Source organism: Siphonobacter curvatus (assembly GCF_002943425.1).
Taxonomy (GTDB): Bacteria; Bacteroidota; Bacteroidia; order Cytophagales; family Spirosomataceae; genus Siphonobacter; species Siphonobacter curvatus.
The window spans coordinates 396860-414288 of record NZ_PTRA01000002.1; the positions used below are offsets into that span (position 1 = coordinate 396860).

Annotated in this window: 11 protein-coding genes; 4 read left to right on the top strand and 7 right to left on the bottom strand. The window is 52.2% G+C overall.

The annotated features are described in order from the left end of the window. Positions 1–32 precede the first annotated feature (32 nt). The 4 genes from C5O19_RS16790 (at position 33) to C5O19_RS16805 (ending at position 7690) form a co-directional block, all read left to right on the top strand. Entirely contained in the window at positions 33–1121 is a 1089-nt protein-coding gene (locus tag C5O19_RS16790; RefSeq protein WP_104714553.1) for an alpha/beta hydrolase family protein, read from the top strand. A 69-nt stretch (positions 1122–1190) separates the two neighbouring features. Continuing rightward, positions 1191–3587, top strand: a complete 2397-nt coding sequence (locus tag C5O19_RS16795) for a penicillin acylase family protein (RefSeq protein WP_317046499.1) — start codon at positions 1191–1193, stop codon at positions 3585–3587. A gap of 22 nt (positions 3588–3609) precedes the next feature. After that, positions 3610–4770 carry a serine hydrolase domain-containing protein gene (locus tag C5O19_RS16800; protein WP_165796047.1) on the top strand — a complete coding sequence of 387 codons (1161 nt, stop codon included), beginning with the start codon at positions 3610–3612 and terminating at the stop codon, positions 4768–4770. A 385-nt stretch (positions 4771–5155) separates the two neighbouring features. Continuing rightward, positions 5156–7690, top strand: coding sequence for a PAS domain-containing sensor histidine kinase (locus tag C5O19_RS16805; protein WP_104714555.1), 2535 nt, complete (start codon positions 5156–5158; stop codon positions 7688–7690). Positions 7691–7860: 170 nt separating this feature from the next. Here the strand turns inward: C5O19_RS16805 and C5O19_RS16810 are convergent, their stop codons facing one another. The 7 genes from C5O19_RS16810 to C5O19_RS16840 form a co-directional block, all read right to left on the bottom strand. Then, positions 7861–9021 carry a Gfo/Idh/MocA family protein gene (locus C5O19_RS16810; RefSeq protein ID WP_104714556.1) on the bottom strand — a complete coding sequence of 387 codons (1161 nt, stop codon included), beginning with the start codon at positions 9019–9021 and terminating at the stop codon, positions 7861–7863. 19 nt (positions 9022–9040) lie between these two features. Then, a complete protein-coding gene (locus tag C5O19_RS16815; RefSeq protein WP_104714557.1) occupies positions 9041–10069 on the bottom strand; it encodes a sugar phosphate isomerase/epimerase family protein in 1029 nt (342 codons plus the stop codon). Between the two features lie 33 nt (positions 10070–10102). Beyond that, positions 10103–11314 (bottom strand): class I mannose-6-phosphate isomerase, encoded by a 1212-nt coding sequence (locus C5O19_RS16820; RefSeq protein WP_394341789.1) that lies wholly within the window; start codon positions 11312–11314, stop codon positions 10103–10105. A 14-nt stretch (positions 11315–11328) separates the two neighbouring features. Next, positions 11329–12390 carry an aldose 1-epimerase family protein gene (locus C5O19_RS16825; protein ID WP_104714558.1) on the bottom strand — a complete coding sequence of 354 codons (1062 nt, stop codon included), beginning with the start codon at positions 12388–12390 and terminating at the stop codon, positions 11329–11331. A 3-nt stretch (positions 12391–12393) separates the two neighbouring features. Then, positions 12394–13143, bottom strand: a complete 750-nt coding sequence (locus C5O19_RS16830; protein ID WP_104714559.1) for a 3-keto-disaccharide hydrolase — start codon at positions 13141–13143, stop codon at positions 12394–12396. A gap of 7 nt (positions 13144–13150) precedes the next feature. Next, the gene (locus C5O19_RS16835) at positions 13151–15856 is read right to left on the bottom strand and encodes a c-type cytochrome (protein ID WP_104714560.1); all 2706 of its coding nucleotides are present in this window, start codon (positions 15854–15856) and stop codon (positions 13151–13153) included. Positions 15857–15939: 83 nt separating this feature from the next. Next, entirely contained in the window at positions 15940–17412 is a 1473-nt protein-coding gene (locus C5O19_RS16840) for a RagB/SusD family nutrient uptake outer membrane protein (RefSeq protein ID WP_104714561.1), read from the bottom strand. Between the last annotated feature and the right edge of the window lie 17 nt (positions 17413–17429).

A 17429-nucleotide genomic window follows, 5' to 3' on the forward strand; every position in this document is an offset into this window, starting at 1 on the left:
ATTTAAAACCACTTAACAACTCTCTACGATTGATGAAAAAATTTACTGGAATCGCTCTGGCCTGTTTAGTCAGCTCCCTGGCCTTGGGCCAAAGTAAAACACCCGCCAGCCCCGAAGCCCAGATTGCGGCTTTACAAAAGCAATTATCCAATCTCCAGCACAGCTTCGATGCTCTGGATAAAGGCATTGATGATCTCAGCTGGGAGCAGAAAGTGGGCGATGTAGCGATGGTTGATAAGGTAATCATTACGGGCCCACCGCCAGCTGTCATTAAAAATCCCACGGGACAGGGAGCCAAAAATCCCGTTCGCTTTTCGGCGTACGTTTTTATTCCCAGGAAACTCGATCCGAGCAAAAAGTATCCCTTACTGGTGCTCCCGCACGGCGGCGTCCATAGCAATTTCAACACGGCGTATGCCCATATTGTCAAGGAATTAACGGCTCAGGAATACGTAGTCATTGCCCCCGATTACCGGGGTAGTACGGGTTACGGCCGAGGCTTTTACGAATTGATTGATTACGGTGGACTGGAAGTGGATGACACCAAAAGTTGCCGGGACTACATGCTCGACAACTACGATTTTATTGACAAAAGTCGGGTGGGCATCCTCGGCTGGAGTCACGGCGGAATGATTACCTTACTGAATCTCTTCAATTACCCCAAAGAATATGCTGTCGGTTACGCGGGTGTTCCCGTAAGTGACCTGATTGCCCGGATGGGTTACAAAAGTCAGGGCTACCGGGATGCCTATTCAGCGGATTTTCACTTAGGGAAATCAGCGGATGAAAACGTGGAAGAATACCGCAAACGCTCGCCCGCCTGGAACACGCACAAACTCCAAACCCCGCTTCTGATTCACACCAATACCAACGATGAGGACGTGAACGTACTGGAAGTCGAGCACCTGATCAAAGCCCTCAAAGCCGATGGGAAGAAATTCGAATACGAAATCTACAAAGACGCTCCCGGTGGACATACCTTCAACCGCATCGATTCCTACGGGGCCAAGGAAAGTCGCATGAAGATTTACGACTTTCTGGCCCAGTACCTTAAACCCAACAAAAAATTCAAAAACGTAAAGGAACTGATCGAGGTCAGTTATTTCCCGAAAACTAAATAAATTACCCATTTGGAAGAGAGGGGCATTCCCGGCCTCTCTTCTATTCTTCCGCTGTAATCCTTCCTGCGTATGCATTGTAAACGTTTACTATTGGGCGTCATCTGGATAATCGGCACGCTACAGGCCATGGGCCAGTCGGCAACCCAGACGCTGAAAATGCCCGGTCTACAACAACCCGTGGAGATCATTCGGGACCAATGGGGGGTATCGCACATTTACGCTAAAAATGAGCATGATCTCTTTTTTGCTCAGGGCTACGTCGCCGCTACGGACCGCATGTTTCAGCTGGAGCTTTGGCGGAGGCAGGCCACGGGTACCGTCGCCGAGTGGCTGGGACCTTCGGAGTTGAAGCGGGATCTGGGTACGCGATTGTTTAAATTTCGTCAGAACCTCGACCAGGAATTCGCTCATTATCATCCCAGGGGTAAACTCATCATTACCGCCTACACTGCGGGTGTAAACGCCCGGGTAGCCGAGGTTCGGAAGGATACGAGCAAGCTTTCCTTCGAGTTTAAATTACTGAAAAGCATACCTGGCTTCTGGACACCGGAAGTCGTCATCAGTCGCCATCAAGGCCTGATTGCCAACCTGACGAGTGAGTTGAGTTTTGGGCGGCAGGTTCACGTCATGGGGGAAGAAAAAACCCGGGAGCTCAACTGGTTTCACCCGACACGCACGCCCGCGTCCGAACCGAAACTTACGCTGGAAAAGGGGGTAGACGGTGCCGCCCTAATGCAGGATATTCTGGGCCTGTACAATGCCTTCCGGGCTCCCTTACGCTTTAAAAAGCCGGGCTCTGATGTAGGAAAGACCTTTGACTTTCTGGACTGGTACGAAACGGAAAAAGAATACGTGGGGTCGAACAATTGGACGCTGAGCGGCGAAAAGTCGCAAAGTCATTTCCCGATGTTAGCCAATGATCCACACCGTACACAGTCTACGCCTTCCCTGCGGTACTGGATTCACCTCAACGCTCCGGGCTGGAATGTCGTAGGAGCCGGCGAACCGACATTACCCGGTGTATCCATCGGTCATAATGACTACGGAGCCTGGGGACTGACCATCTCGGGATCGGATTGCGAGGATCTGTACGTGTATGATCTCAACCCGCAAAACCCGAATCAATATCAATACAAAGGGCAATGGGTGGCGATGAAAATCGTGACGGATACGATCCCCGTTAAAGGTCAGCAACCGCAGGTGGTACAGTTGAAATACACCCGTCACGGTCCGGTGGTGTTCGAAGACGCAAAAACCAATAAAGCTTACGCCGTGCGAGCGGGCTGGATGGACGTGGGTTGTGCCCCTTATCTGGCAAGTCTTCGTATGAATCAGTCGAAAAGCTGGGACGAGTTTCGCGAGGCTTGCTCCTTCGCCCGGCTTCCGTCGCTCAACATGATCTGGGCCGATCGTAAAGGGCATATCGGCTGGCAGGTTTCAACGTTAGCACCCATTCGCCCCAACTGGTCCGGATTGGTACCCGTCCCCGGCGACGGACGATTTGAATGGGCGGGTTATCTGCCCATCCAGCAGTTACCGCACCTGAGCGACCCCGCCAAAGGCTTCATTGCCTCGGCCAATAGTAACCTTACCTCGCCCGATTACCAACCCCGTACGGCCCTCGGTTGGGAATGGTCAACTCCGTACCGAACCGATCGGCTGGAAGAAGTGCTGGGCAGTAGTAAACGCTTCAATCTGAGTGATTTTTCGCAGTTACAGAATGACGTTCTGTCCATTCCGGCCCGCACACTGGTACCTCTACTGAAATTTGCTCTTCCTTCGAACGAAGAATCGGTTCAGAAAGCCGTAAGCCTGCTACAAAACTGGGATTTCCGGTTGAACCCGGAATCAATAGAAGCGGCCATCTACGGCGAATGGGAAAACCAACTGCGGGACTACGTGTACGAAAAAGCGGTACCCAAAGCCGCTCAGGCTCATTTTCGGCGGCTTTCTACGAAGGTTCTAATCGACTATCTGCTCTCACCACCGCCGGAGGTTTTTGGCTCTACGCCCCTCGAAACCCGGAATCAGGTATTAACTACAGCCTTGCAGGAAGCCCTAAAGGTATTAACCAAACGGCTGGGGAAAGATTCTAAAAACTGGAACTACGGACAGGTAAACAACAAACACATTACAATCACGCACGCCTTTAGTGACTGGGTAAGTCCCGCCATGCAACAAAAAATCAACCTGGGTCCAATTGCCCGGGGTGGCAATGCGGAAACGATCAACAATTCGGGCAATACGTTGAATCAGACCCACGGAGCTTCGTTCCGAATTCTGGTAGATACTGAAAACTGGGATAAGACGCTGGGCGTAAATAGTCCGGGGCAATCCGAAAATCCGGACGATCCGCACTACCGGGATTTGTTCGACAAATGGAATCGGGGGGAGTACTTCCCGGTGTATTTCAGCAAAGAAAAAATCAAAAACGTAGCCGATCGAACGACCTTACTTACGCCTTAATCCTACCTGACAGATGTTTAAAATGTATTCTTTTCTCCTGTTGAGTTTTTGCAGTCTTCTGATCAGCGTACCCGCATCGGCTCAGTGGACACGTTCGTCCAACGAATCCCAGGAAGAAACGGCTCGTATTCGTAACTTTCTCCAACGAGTGGCGAATGAAAGTGGTGCTCCTGGGGTATCTGCCGCCGTGATGATTCAGGGCCGGATGGCTTTTTCGGGCGGGGTAGGCTTTGCCGACCTGGACAATCAGGTGCGGCAGACGGGAAAAACGGTACATAATATTGGTTCGATTTCTAAAGCCGTTGCCGTTCTGGCGATCATGCAATTAGAAGAGCAGGGCCTGCTCAGGCTGGACGATGAAATTCAGAAATACCTTCCCTATTTTCCCCGCAAGGAAAAACCCATTACCATCCGGCATATACTAACGCATACTTCGGGCATCCGTCACTACAATCAGCGGGATAGCGAAGATCAGGGGGTAAAACGAATGCGTCATTACGAGGATTTTGAAGAGGCGACCAAGCTTTTTCGCGATGACCCACTGCTGTTTATGCCGGGAGACTACTATAATTACTCCTCCTTTTCGAGTAATCTCATGCATGGTATTGTCGAAAAAGTATCCGGCATGCCCTTTGAAGCGTACCTGAAAAAGAACATCTGGGAGCCCGCGGGTATGCTGGCGACTTCTTTCGATGTTCCTTCCCGCATTGTGGCTCATCGCGGGAAGGGTTACGTTCGGGATGAAAAGGGCGTGCTCATCAATGCTCCGTATGAGGATGTGAGTTATAAATACGCCGGAGGCGGTATTGTTTCCACGCCGGAAGATATGCTGTATTTGGTAAAGGCTCTTAACAAGGGTCACTTATTGAGAAATTCGACCCTTGATAAATTGTACTTTAAACACTTTAACATCCGGGAGAAGCAGTGGGGGGCGAAAAAAACCGACAACCCACCTCCCGTTTGGCAGGGACTTATTTGGCAGATCGGCAACGATGTGAAGGATCGAACCTGGTATGGCCACAGTGGCACCGTAAAAGGAACGCGTTCGTACCTGCTTAATTTCCCTGACGATGGAGTGATCATCGCCCTGCAAGCAAACATTGGCTCCATTCCCATTGACGAATATGCTCATTCGCTCGCCCAAATGGTTTTAGCCGAGGTTTCACCCAAAAAGTTAAAATAAGAATACTTCTAAAATCCGGACTCATTAGCTTAGTCCGGATTTTTTTTGCCAGACTTTACCATTCATTAAACAAACGACTTGGTTTTTGAAGGATGCGTTTCTTTCAGAAAATTCCTGAGTTTCCCTTTTCTGTTTCCAGTAGCTCTCTACCACATTCTTATTGATTGTTTATTCTATTCCCCAGTTCTGACCGGGTTATGCGTAAAAGGATACACTCTTTTCACGCAGTAACACCCGCCTGTACAGTTTTTTATCGCTTGACTTAAACCAGCAAAAATCTTTTTTGGAAAATTGTTCGCTTTCAAAAGTGGGATCTGGATGAAAAGCGTTCGGTTACCAATCACCCACCCTTCCTACTCCGACGGCATTGCTTGTTTTCGTAATTATGACCTTACCCCGCGTCTACACTGATTCGTTTCCCTTTTTACAAGGAGGTGGAGAAATGGGTCAACTTACCCGGCAGTTCGACTGGTCGAAGACCTCGCTTGGAACCCCGGATACCTGGCCAGCCAGCTTGTGTATCAGTCTGGGTATTTTACTGAACTCCAAGTTTCCCATGTTTCTTTACTGGGGACCCGACTATATCTGTTTTTACAACGATGCCTACCGCCCCAGTTTGGGCATTACGGGTAAACACCCAGCGGTACTGGGCAGCCGGGGCGAAGACATTTGGCCGGAAGTGTGGGCGTTTAATCGTCCCCGGCTCAATGCCATCATGGCGGGTGGCGAGGCAACCTGGGAGGAAGATCAGCTTCTACCCATCTATCGGAACGGAAAAATGGAACCCGTTTACTGGACCTACAGCTACAGTCCCGTTAAAGACGAAAAGGGGTTTATACGAGGCGTATTTGTGGCGTGCACGGAGACTACACAGAAAGTGCTGACGGTTCAGCAACTTGCCGTTTCTGAGCAACGTTTTCAAAATCTGATTCGCCAGGCTACGGCGGGTATCATTGTTCTAATCGGGGAGTCGCTGCAGGTAGCGATTGTCAATGAAGCCTACGCCCGATTGGTGAACCGTACGGTTGAGGAGCTTCTGCATCATCCTTTATTTGAGATTATTCCCGAAGCGGCTGACCCTTTTCAGACTATAATACAGGGGGTTATGCAATCCGGCGACCCCTTGTATCTCTACGAGCAACCGTATCAGATTCAGGTTGAAAGCGGGAGCATGCAGGGCTTTCTAAATCTGATTTATCAGCCATATCGCGAGCAGGACGGTACGATTACGGGTGTGATTGTCTTTTGTCAGGACGTCACTTCGCAGGTTCAGGCCCAGCAGGAACTATTGAATAAAAGCCGTGATCTAGAGCTGGCCCTGACCATTGGAAACCTAGGTAGCTTCAAGGTAGACTTAGTCAGTCGCCTATCGATTCATTCCCAACCCATTGTGGATTGGTTTGAGCTGCCTAGCCAGACATACCTACTCGACGAAGTTTTTCAGCTCATCCATGAGCAAGATCGTGCAAGGACGATCCAGGCCATTGAAGATTCCATCGCGGGTAAGCAGGGTGGTTATCACGATGTCACCTACCGGGTCATCAGTCGCCAGAATGGCCACTTGCGTTATTTGCATTCCATGGGGCAGGTCCTGACGGAAAAAGGGAAACCCATTTCGATTTCGGGTATCATCCAGGATGTTACGCCAACGGTTGTTAGCCGCCAGGCACTCGAAGAAAGTGAAGCGGCTTTGCGGGATGCCATTGAACTGGCGGAATTGACTACGTGGACTATTGATCTTACGAATGGTCAGATGTACACCTCTGAGAAATACGCCCGTAAGTTTGGTCTATCTCATACGGAAATTTCCCTGGAAGAAGCCTGGTCCATGGTACATCCCGATGATCGGGGTCATCTCACCCGGTTATGGGAACAGTCCTTAAGCCCGGAATCCAACGGACGGTTTGAGGCCGAGTATCGAATCCTGAACGCTGAGACGAGTCAGCCCTTGGCCATTCAAGTTATCGGTCAGCACTACAGGAATGCAAAAGGCGAGGCCCATCTTTTTTTAGGTACAGCCCGTGACATTACCCTCGAACGGGAGTTACAAACCACGCTGGAAAACGAAGTCCAAAAACGCACCGAGGAATTAGCTGCCATGAATGAAGAATTGCAGGCCAGTAGCGAGGAAGTGGTGAAAAGCAATGAAATCTTATCGACGCATCTGGAGGAAATGACGCAGTTGAATCGACTACTGCATCTTTCCAATGATCGTTTAAAGCAGTTTGCGTACGTAGCCAGTCACGATTTACAGGAACCGTTGCGAAAAATTCAGGCCTTCAGTACACTCATTGAAAAGAAATACGCGGACCGACTTGATGAACAGGGTCTGACCATCCTGTCAAAAATCACTAAATCGGGCGAACAAATGTCCACCCTGATTCAGGACCTACTGGCCTTTTCACGACTGGCCGTTGATCAGGATGAAAAAATGATTGTATCGTTACAGCGAGTACTGGCCCGCGTACTGGAGTCACTGGAAATACGCCTCCAAGAAACGAAAGCGGACTTACAGATTGATCCGTTACCGGCTTTACTCGGGGATGAGAGTCAGCTTCGGCAATTGTTCCAGAACCTATTGTCCAATGCCTTGAAGTTTGTCAAAGCCGGAGAGATGCCGCGTATTCACGTGTACTCGCAGCTGATTACATCCGCTGATTTACCCCCTGAACTCCAAACCGTGTTGAAGGCTCCGCGGTATTATCGCATCAGCGTAGCCGACCAGGGTATTGGTTTTGAACCGCAGTACGCTGAGCGTTTGTTCGAAGTTTTTCAGCGACTGCATACCCGACAGCAGTACAAGGGAACGGGCATTGGACTGGCCATTTGTCAGCGAGTCATGGAAAATCATCAGGGAGCCATTACTGCCGAAAGTGAACCCGGACAAGGGGCAACCTTCCACGTTTTTTTTCCGACCTGATGAAAGGCTTACTAAGTAGGCTACGAAACGGAAACAGGGGCTAGCAAAACTGATGTTCCTAACCCCTGTTTTTTTAAGTAAAGCACCGGGATTCACTACTTACTTGTCCCATAAAAGTACCTTACAGATCAACGGTTAAAGCTTATTTTCATGGCCTGACTAATCTTTTCTCACTGTACCGCTTCGTAAATGCCCGTGTTCTGCCAGCTTCGGGTAGCCGCTGAATCCAGTACAGCCTGACATACCCGTTGTGTTTGCAGAGCATCGAGAAAGGTAGGATGACAGGGTTCATCGGTTTCCAGACTTTTTAGAAAATCGGCGACCTGATGCACGAAGCTGTGTTCGTAGCCTAGCCCCAGACCGGGTACCCACCACTGACTCAGGTAGGGATGTTCGCCATCCGTAACGTGAATGGATCGCCAGCCCCGCAAGGCCGATGCATCGCGGTGATCAAAGTATTCCAGTCGGTTCAAATCATGCAGATCCCAGCGGATGGACGCGTGTTCGCCGTTGATTTCAAAGGTATACAACGCTTTGTGGCCCCGGGCGTATCGCGTGGATTCGAACAAACCGAGCGAACCGTTTTCAAAATGACAGTGAAACAGGCAGGCATCGTCAATACCGACGGCCGTGAGTTCTCCGGTTTGTTCATGAACCCGCTCTTTGATGAACGTTTCGGTTACCGCTGATACGTCCCGAATCGACCCGTTCAGCCACAAAGCCGTATCAATGCAGTGGGCGAGTAAATCACCCGTAACCCCCGATCCCGCCGAGGCAACGTCCATTCGCCAGTTTCCTCCCCCCTGTGATAGATTAGCATTTATGGTCCAGTCCTGCAAAAAATTGGCTCGGTAATGAAAGATACGGCCCAACTGCCCCGAATCGATGATTTGCTTGGCCAGCGTAACCGCGGGCAGGCGGCGGTAATTGTACCAGACCGTATTGCGAACCCCGGCTTTTTCTACCGCCGCTACCATCGCTTCGGCTTCGGGTAAGGTTCGGGCCAGGGGCTTTTCACACAGAATCATTTTTCCGGCTGCCGCTGCTGCTAGTGCTATTTCCGCGTGCCACTCGTTGGGTGTACAGATGTCGATGGCATCGATGTCGTCCCGGGCAATCAGGGCCTGCCAGTCCGTTTCGACCGAGGCGTAGCCCCATTGCTGAGCAAAATCCGTTACCTTTTCGAGGTTTCGCGAACAGACGGCCTGCAGAACCGGACGATAGGCCAGCTTCGGAAAAAAATCACCAACCCGTTTATAACCGTTTGAATGCGTACGGCCCATAAAGCCCGTACCAATTAAACCAATGCGGAGTTCTTTGGATGCGTTCATGTGTGTAGGTAGGAAAAAGTTAAGCTTCTGACCAGCCGTGAGCTTCACGTACCTGAATCATCACCGCCAGAATGTCGTTCCAGGTTTGCTGCCGTTGCATTACTTCGTTGGGAAACATACAGCCATCCCAGCAAATGTGGCGGAAGGCTTTGGTGAGCTGCCCCTTTTCATCCCGCAGCCAGTAGCCCGCATCGTGTACAATGTCGAGTTTACCCGCGGGGTCCGTGGGTAAACAATGCCGTCCGGTTTTATCGTGCGAGCCCGTTCCGTACACGGTTCCATCGTTTTGGGCCACGTGAAAATCGACCGTCCAAGGCCGTAGGGTTGCCGTTAGCGTTTGAAGGGCCTCTTGCAGGGTATCGCGGTCACTCCAGTCGAAATCGGGCGGTAAGATGCGATCTTCGGGCCGGTTCGTTCCCAGCAGATACAGAAGCGTATGCGACATATCCGCCTGAAAACCCAGGTTAGGTCGATCGACGGCTTCCAGCGTTTCGAGCATGGTTTTCCAGCTGTGCATTCCCCCCCAGCAGACTTCCCCCTCCGCCGCCAGCGTTTCTCCGTATTCGGCGGCAATGTCGCAGGCCCGGCGAAAGGTATCGGCAATTTTTTGCGTATTCCCTTGCGGGTCCGTGGCCCACTGCTCCGGCGAGCTGGCCGAGTCAATGCGAATGACGCCGCCAGGACGAATCCCGATCTGCCGTAACTTCTGTCCAAATCGACAGGATTTACGAACCTGTTCCAGAAAAAAGGCTTGCTCCGATGCAGAACCCAGGGCCGGGCCGCCCCAGATGGGAGCCACCAGACTACCGACCTCCAGACCAAAGCCGCTAATTTTGTCAGCGAGTGCCTGAATCTCCTGATCGTCGGCATCCAGATTGACGTGCTGCTCGAAGAGACCCAGATCTACGCCATCGAAGGTAATGCCGTTGACTTCGGCCCCGGCCGTCAGTTCAAGCATGGTATCAAGGGAAAGAATGGGTTCCGAGTCAGGCCCCTTGCCGACAATGCCGGGCCAGGTAGCGTTATGAAGTTTAGGGAATGTATGCATCGTAAATAGGTTCAGAGGATTCGTGAGAAAAAACTAATCAAGTACCAGATCGGGATTGTTGGGACCGAAGTGTTTGAGCATCACCAGCGGCTCCGTGGCGGAAGCATTGGTAATTACAACACCCGCAAGAGCTGCATTTTCGCTGACAAAAAATTCATCGCTGGTCAGCTGCCCGTAGCGAATCAGGCTGGGCGTTTCGATGTTCCAGACCCCCAGTTTCCCGTGCCCTTGCATGAGAATGAGTCCATATGCCGCCCCATCCTGAATGGTTACGGTCTGGCCAGGCAGGACGGTCAATTCTTTAGCACTGAAGGCTTCGGATTTATAGCACACCCAGCTTTCCTGGTAACCTTGCATCGCTTCCGAATCGCGTACAGCTTTAGGAGCCATGAATCGGTTTTGCATCATCTCCGGGTCCAGATTCAGGTCCCAGTCGATCACTTCCAGGAGCTGTTCTACATCCCCGCGACGTTCGGGTGGTGTTCCATTCCAGAGTAGTTCTTCCGGAATAATCGCTTCATTGACCAGGGACTGGTACATGGCGAAAACGTCCGAGGCCTTTTGCGGTTCGTACGTACACAGGCTACCGGGAGCGTGCAGTAAGCCGGGCGGCACGTCCCAGCCGGTACCGGGTTCGAGCCGGTATGCCTGCGAAAGATTGGTGATTTTGTTATCGCCTTTGGTAAAATTTTCCAGGCATTGGCGGACCTGCGAATGCGTGGTCCCCGGCGTCAGTCCAAAGAACGTATAGGGAAAGTCTCCGCCGTGGTTGTTAAGTTGTGGTGGAAAGTAATAAGCCTCTGGTTTACCCAACTGACCGATGAGCCGGGCGTGTTCGTCGTTATGGTGGATGTGATGCGGCAAGGGTCCCATGTTGTCGAAAAACTTGGAATACATCGGCCAGCTCTGGTATTCATTCCAAAGTCGATCGCCGATTAACGCTCCCTTCAACTCCGCTACGGCATCCTTCAAAAGAAACTGATGACAGGTTCCGTCTGCTTCGAACACAATCTGACTGAGGCCTTCGTCCTGGCCCGTTAAGGGTCCGTTTTTGGCAGGTGTCGTCGAAGCCAGCCAGCGTTCATCGATACCACCCCGCTCGCCCCCGAGTACGTAGTAGTCATCGGGATGCAGTTTGATTCGCCGACCCGGTACGCAAAAAGAGCGGGGCACCCAGGTAGGAGCCAGTCGTAGAATGCCTTGTCCCTGCTCTAAGGCCCGGGCGGCCATGCTTGCTGATGTCATTGTCATAATAAGGTTTAGTGGTATGGCATGAAAAGCGTTTCCAGAGCCCGCGGATCCGTCAGAACCTCTATTTCCAGTTCGTACCAACGACGTTCACCGGGTTCGAGCCAAATCAGTTGCCGGGTTGCTCGGGCCTGGTTCTGACCCACTGGTGGGTGAGTTCCGGGTTCAAGGCCCGTCACGTACTCGCCCTTTCCCCAATGTTGCCAGTTGGTCAACCAGGGAAGCTGTTGTTTATAAAAGCGAATGACGAGTGCCAATCCTAACGCTTTGTTATATACGCCGCATTGACATTGCCCTGCGTCATCCGCTTCCAGATTAATAAAGGCTACTTCCTCCCCCGCCCCGGCGTGGGCGTCCAGGGGGGCGGGACAGGTACGAAAATCGTGCTCGGGCCGAAACAGCTGCGGGTGACCTGAACCCGCCTCCCAGGAACCCCGCCAAAGGAGGCGGGCACCCTCGTCGATGAGCGGCCAGCCCAGATTGATATGGTACAGCAGCATGTGCGGAGCCGTAGTGTTACCCCGATTGACTATTTCGTCCCGCAAGCGAAGACTGGCTTTTCCCAACGTTGACGAAAGGGTACGGCTTAGTTCCAACCGTGTACCTAAGGCCTGACTTTGACGAATCCGCCCGCGTACGCTCATAACCAGCTGACCCGTGAATGGATCGGGTTGCGTGATACATTCGAGTTCTGCGGGTGTATTGCTGAATGTATCGTGCAGACCGCGTTCCCCCCATTCGTCGCTTTCCGGACCACCTACGTGCGTCAATCCACAGGTAGTCAGCAGGCCGCCCCCGAAGGTTCGCAGCCAGCCCAAACCCCGGTTAGAAAAGGGCTGCGGCGTGGTAACGCCCCCGTGACTCAGCCAGGCCAGACTGTGTTGCTGGTAAAAAGCCTCGGCAATATCCATTCCCCGATCCAGTACTACTTTGTACCGCAGTCCCGCTCCGGTATTCACCCAGGCGATTCGATTCCCCCGTCCGGGTCCGTTATCCAGTACGGACGTTTCGATGCCACCCAGTTGGGCGGGATTGGAAATTTTGTCCCGGCTCCGCTGATCGATTCCTGCCATGGTTTACAAGGTTTTTAGCCGGAGATTCCGATATTCGACTTTCATGGGCGGACCTACGTGTACCTGCACCCCTAGTAAACCCGCTTTTTTGCCATTTACCGTATCCAGGTCGGTCACGTCACTCATCAATACTCCATTGATAAAATGTTGCAGGCGATTCCCTTTCACAATCAGGTGAAATTCATTCCAATCCTCGGTTTTGATACGGCTTTGCAGAGCTTCCGCTTCCCCCAGCGATTTCTCAACCGTCAGCATTGTCCAGGCATTGTTTTTAACCAGTTCGCGGACGTTTCCCTGCGTAAAGGGCTGAATGCGAGTTTGCTGGCCCCGGTACGCGAGCGTCGTGCGGCCTCGTTCCTCGTAATTCTGCCCCGTGTATTTGTTTTGGCCATCGATATCTGCCTGATAGCCTTTCAGGGCGTAGGGTACTTCCGGGACGCGTTCACTGCGGTAATTGATGCCCGAATTCCCATCCTTGGTAATCCGAAAGATGCCCTTCAATTCAAAATCCGCCGGTTGCTGTTGCTGCCAGATCAGGAAAGTATTAGTTTTCAGAAGAGTAGTAGGCGTTACCTCGCCCACCAGCGTACCGTTTTCGATCCGCCAGTAGGTGGGATCACCTTCCCAGCCTTCCAGCGATGATCCGTTCAACAGGGGTACAAAACCGGATTCGGTGGTCTGGGCCCAGCCTTCGGGGCTACCGATCCAAAGTCCGAAGAAGAGTAGGAGCGTAATTCGTGCGTGTCGTTTCATAGGTCGATTATTCGTTACCCCCCGCCGTTTTGGGTTGATATACTTCGTGTTGTGGATTGCCGGACGACTTTAAAAACGCCATCAGATCCTTGAGTTCTTCCGCATTGAGTCCATTGATCAAGCCCGGAAGCATCATCGACACTGAGGAATATTTGGTAGATGTAACGTTCTTCTTGGGAATCTTCTGAACCTGCTCCGGAGCAAAGGGATTCTGCGAGATGGTATAGCTGGTCTTATCTTCGTTCACCAGCCGTCCCACCAGCGACTTGCCATTTTTCAGGGAAAAGATGGTCGAAGCGTACTGATCGGAAACGGTTTTGTCCGGGTCAATGATGGCTTCTAAAATATCTTTGTTGGAAAAGCGAGTGCCCAGCTGAGTTAAATCCGGACCAATGTCACCGCCTTCGCCCCGCAGGGTATGGCACCGACTGCACAGAATGGCCGAGTAGAGGTTTTTACCCCGATCGAAATTGCGAAGGTTCAGGCCACTATCCACTACCGCCAGGGCGTCGCTCGTCTTCCAGTTTCGACCTGGTCCCTGTAAGGTATAATTGCTGGCCAGTTCATTCCCCGACCGACCGATCAGTCCTTCCCCCGAAAGTTTGTTGTAGCGATCAAACTGCTCTTTGGGTACTTGGGATAGGGCCATTTTCCGGGCCTTATCAATGAAACCAATGTAACTGCGACCACCCTGGTACTGAAACGCCTGGGCAAACCATTTGAAGTACTGCGACCGTAGTTCCGATGTCCAGCCCGTTTGCTGGCGACTGAGCATTACGGCATAAAAAGTCTGCTGGGCGGGGGGTATTTTTTCCAGCATCTTGGCAATGTCCAGTCCATATTGCGGATTACGCAAAATCAGATCGGAAGAACTGGTAGCGGCAATACCGCCCAGGGTCTGACTGCCGGGTTCTTCTTTCTGACGCATCAGGGCCAGCGTTTTGGGGGCCGCCTGCGGGGATTCCAGGGCGATCAGTAGCTTGCTCAAGCCCCGGTTGAGTACAGCACTGCGGGCGGGATACAGTGGTTCTAGAATAGACAGTAAGCGAGTTTTTTCCGGAGCCGTTGGCGTGCCCAGGCGTAGCAGTACCAATTCATGCACCCGAAGCCAGTCTACCTGCTGAGCTTCATTAAGCCGCTCGAATTTGATTTTTGCCAGAGCTTCGAGTACCTGACTCTTCAGGTTAGCCGGGGCCTGTCGGGTCAGGGCCAGCAGGGCCTGAAGCGAACGTTGCGGATCGGATTCCTGCAAGGCTTTTTCCTGCCATTGGGCTACGGGCTGATGCTCCAGAGCCAGACGGGCCGCGTACCGGACAAATCGATCCGAGTGGTTAAGATGGGGCCAGGCTACATCTACGGCCTGCGGCTGAGCCTTTTCGTGAAAGGCCTCCAGCTGGCGGCGAAGCTGCTGTTCAGAGGTTAGCGAAGCGGTTACGGCTTTAGGTTCCTCCACAGCCCCCTGATAGGAGACCCGGTACAGATCAGATTCGAGCCGACGTCCGCCCGTTAGGAAATACAGAGCACCATCCGGCCCAATAAGTCCATCCGTCAGGGGCAGAGCCGGTCCGGAAATAAATTCTTCCAGTTGGGCTTCGTAGCTGGCTCCTTTTGGCTTAAGCTGTACGGCGTAGATGATGCCGAAACTCCAGTCGAAAGCAAATAAAGCGTTCCGGTATTTTTCGGGAAAACGGGCGGAGCCTCCGTGGATGAGGTTCGTAGGTGAGCCTTGTCCAACATTTACGACGGGCGGTAAATTATCCGGATACGCCGGCAGCCATTTGCCATTACCCGTTCGCCAGCCAAACTCCGCCCCACTCGTTACGTGGCAGATGCGGGTGGGCCGGTACCAGGGCAGTCCGAAATCCCATTCCATATCCGAGTCGTACGTGAACAGTTCGCCCGCTTCGTTGAAGGCCAGATCGAAGGGGTTCCGAAAACCCGCCGCGACGAGTTCCCAGTTCGAACCCAGCGAGTCGATGTGGGCAATCCACCCCCCCGGTGCCATCCGGTCTACGGCGTGTCCTCTCGGATCTTTGATCGTGGGCAGCAGGTTATCTTCCTGCCAATTTTTGGGTAGTCGATAGCTGTTCATTTCGGGTACGTCCGTATGATTTCCCGCGATGACGTAGATGGACTGCTTGTCTGGAGCCAATACCAGGCTATGCGGACCGTGTTCACCTTCCCCTTTCAGGGATTTCAGCAAAGTAATTTTATCAAACTGATCATCACCATTGGTATCCTGAAGCCGATACAGGCCGCTGCCTTTGTCGAAGTTCTTGTCACTCTCGTGGTTTACCATGACATACAGGCTGTTAAAAGCCCAGAGTAAACCCTGAGCGTAGCCCATTCGAACTTTCGTTTTGACTGAATCGGGTACGTTGGCATCCGGTAATTGAATCGGCAGGGGCTCCACCCTTGGTTTCGCATCCGGTACTCCCAGCGGCGGAATTTCCAGGCGATAGAGGTAGCCATACTGATCGGCAGTAATGAGTCGGCCTTTTCCATCAAAGGTCATCGCCACCCACGAACCCTGCTTCTGCTCCGAGGGGCTGTAGAGGTGTTCCGCTTTGAATCCGGCGGGTAGTTTGAGTTTTTTGACTTTCGGATGTTCAGGCTCCGGGGCCTGAACGATCCAGGCAGTCGAGCCCAGGATCCCCAACAGCAGCAGTCCATACATGAGCGTCTGCCTGGTAAAAAAAGAGGGTAAAGCCATGACGGTTTCGGAAGATTAGGGCAAGGTCTCCCTCCCTTTCCATAGGTCGGAAAGGAGGCCTTGCCTGCGTAACATCAAATGAATTACCAGCCCGGATTCTGCTCAAAACCATTGAGCCGGATTTCCCGCTGGGGAATCGGATATAGCAGCATGTAATCCTGCACATTGAAGGCAGCCGCACTCAGGCGGGGTAGTCGCTTTTTCTCCTCGACACCGTGAGCATTCATTACCGTCTGTGCCCGTCCGGTTCGCAGGAGGTCAAACCAGCGGTGGTTTTCAAAAGCCACCTCTACCCGTTGCTCGTGATACACTGCTTCACGAAAGGCCGTCTGACTCAGACCCGCCAGCGGAGCCAGCCCCGCCCGTTGACGAACGGGATTCAGGTACTGGTACGCCGCAGCCGTTTGTCCCGTTTCATTCAGAGCTTCCGCCAGCATGAGCATCACATGACTATAGCGATATACGGGCCAGTTGTCGTCCGTTCGGCCCTGTAGCTTGAAGGGTGGATGAAAGAATTTTTTGATGTAAGGCAGCGAATCCTGGCCAAACGCTTCCGAATACTTGTCATTACCGGCATCAATGTAGTACCCAATGGAAGCGTCCCGCCGTTTGTCTCCTTTTTCGTAGGCCTGAAAAATATTCCGCGTGGGAATGTTCATACCACCCAGATTGCCCTGAAAAGTCGTGAGTGGCACACCGGCGTTATACGGTCCAAAGGAGTAGATAAAGTTGCTGCTCTCCCCTTCCATATCGGCGTTGTACTGCACTTCAAAGACTGATTCGGAATGGTTCTTATTTGTCGTCGCAAATACACTGGCGTAATCGCTGACCAGTGTATAGCCCTTGACCTGTTCGAAGGAGGCGATGGCTTTCGCGTAATCTTTCCGCGTCAGGTACACGTGTCCCAGTAAGGTATGAGCGGCCCCCTTCGTAGCCCGACCGACGTTTTGGCCCGTATACGTTTGCGGCAATTGGTTCGCCGCATCCTGCACGTCGCTGATAATTTGCTGGTAAATGTTGTCGACGCTGGCTTTTTCCGCCGTAAAGGCCTGTTCAGGTCCGGCAATTTCCTTCGTAATCAGCGGAACGGAGCCGAATAAACGTACCAGATAAAAGTAGTGCACCGCCCGCAGGAATTTAGCCTCGCCCACGTACTGGGCCTTGAGGCTTTCGTCCTTAAATGGAACCGCATCTATCCGGCTCAGGATGACATTGGACTGCATGACGCCCTTGTACAAGGCAGCCCAGACATTCTGCACGTAATTGTTGGAAGAATTAATCAGGAACTCGTCAATTTCCTCCCGTTGCTGGACCCCGCGATCACTTTCGTTGAACTGGTACGTGGTGTTATCCGATCGCATTTCAGCCATCGCGTACAGATCTCCCGTGTATAAACCCTGGAGCTGCCCGTAGGCTCCGTTGACGGCTTTTAACACCTGATCTTCCGTGCTATAGTACTTGTCACCACTCGTAAAGCTGTGCGGATTGACATCGAGTGCTTGCTGGCAGGCCGTCAGGCTCAACAACAGGGCTGCGAACAAAAGGTATGTTTTCATCGGTTTAGAGCGTCAGA

Coding starts and splice junctions, on each gene's coding strand:
- C5O19_RS16820 (WP_394341789.1), bottom strand. CDS start 11,314: ATGACATCAGCAAGCATGGCCGCCCGGGCCTTAGAGCAGGGACAAGGC.
- C5O19_RS16830 (WP_104714559.1), bottom strand. CDS start 13,143: ATGAAACGACACGCACGAATTACGCTCCTACTCTTCTTCGGACTTTGG.
- C5O19_RS16815 (WP_104714557.1), bottom strand. CDS start 10,069: ATGCATACATTCCCTAAACTTCATAACGCTACCTGGCCCGGCATTGTC.
- C5O19_RS16825 (WP_104714558.1), bottom strand. CDS start 12,390: ATGGCAGGAATCGATCAGCGGAGCCGGGACAAAATTTCCAATCCCGCC.
- C5O19_RS16810 (WP_104714556.1), bottom strand. CDS start 9,021: ATGAACGCATCCAAAGAACTCCGCATTGGTTTAATTGGTACGGGCTTT.
- C5O19_RS16795 (WP_317046499.1), top strand. CDS start 1,191: ATGCATTGTAAACGTTTACTATTGGGCGTCATCTGGATAATCGGCACG.
- C5O19_RS16805 (WP_104714555.1), top strand. CDS start 5,156: ATGACCTTACCCCGCGTCTACACTGATTCGTTTCCCTTTTTACAAGGA.
- C5O19_RS16840 (WP_104714561.1), bottom strand. CDS start 17,412: ATGAAAACATACCTTTTGTTCGCAGCCCTGTTGTTGAGCCTGACGGCC.
- C5O19_RS16790 (WP_104714553.1), top strand. CDS start 33: ATGAAAAAATTTACTGGAATCGCTCTGGCCTGTTTAGTCAGCTCCCTG.
- C5O19_RS16835 (WP_104714560.1), bottom strand. CDS start 15,856: ATGGCTTTACCCTCTTTTTTTACCAGGCAGACGCTCATGTATGGACTG.
- C5O19_RS16800 (WP_165796047.1), top strand. CDS start 3,610: ATGTATTCTTTTCTCCTGTTGAGTTTTTGCAGTCTTCTGATCAGCGTA.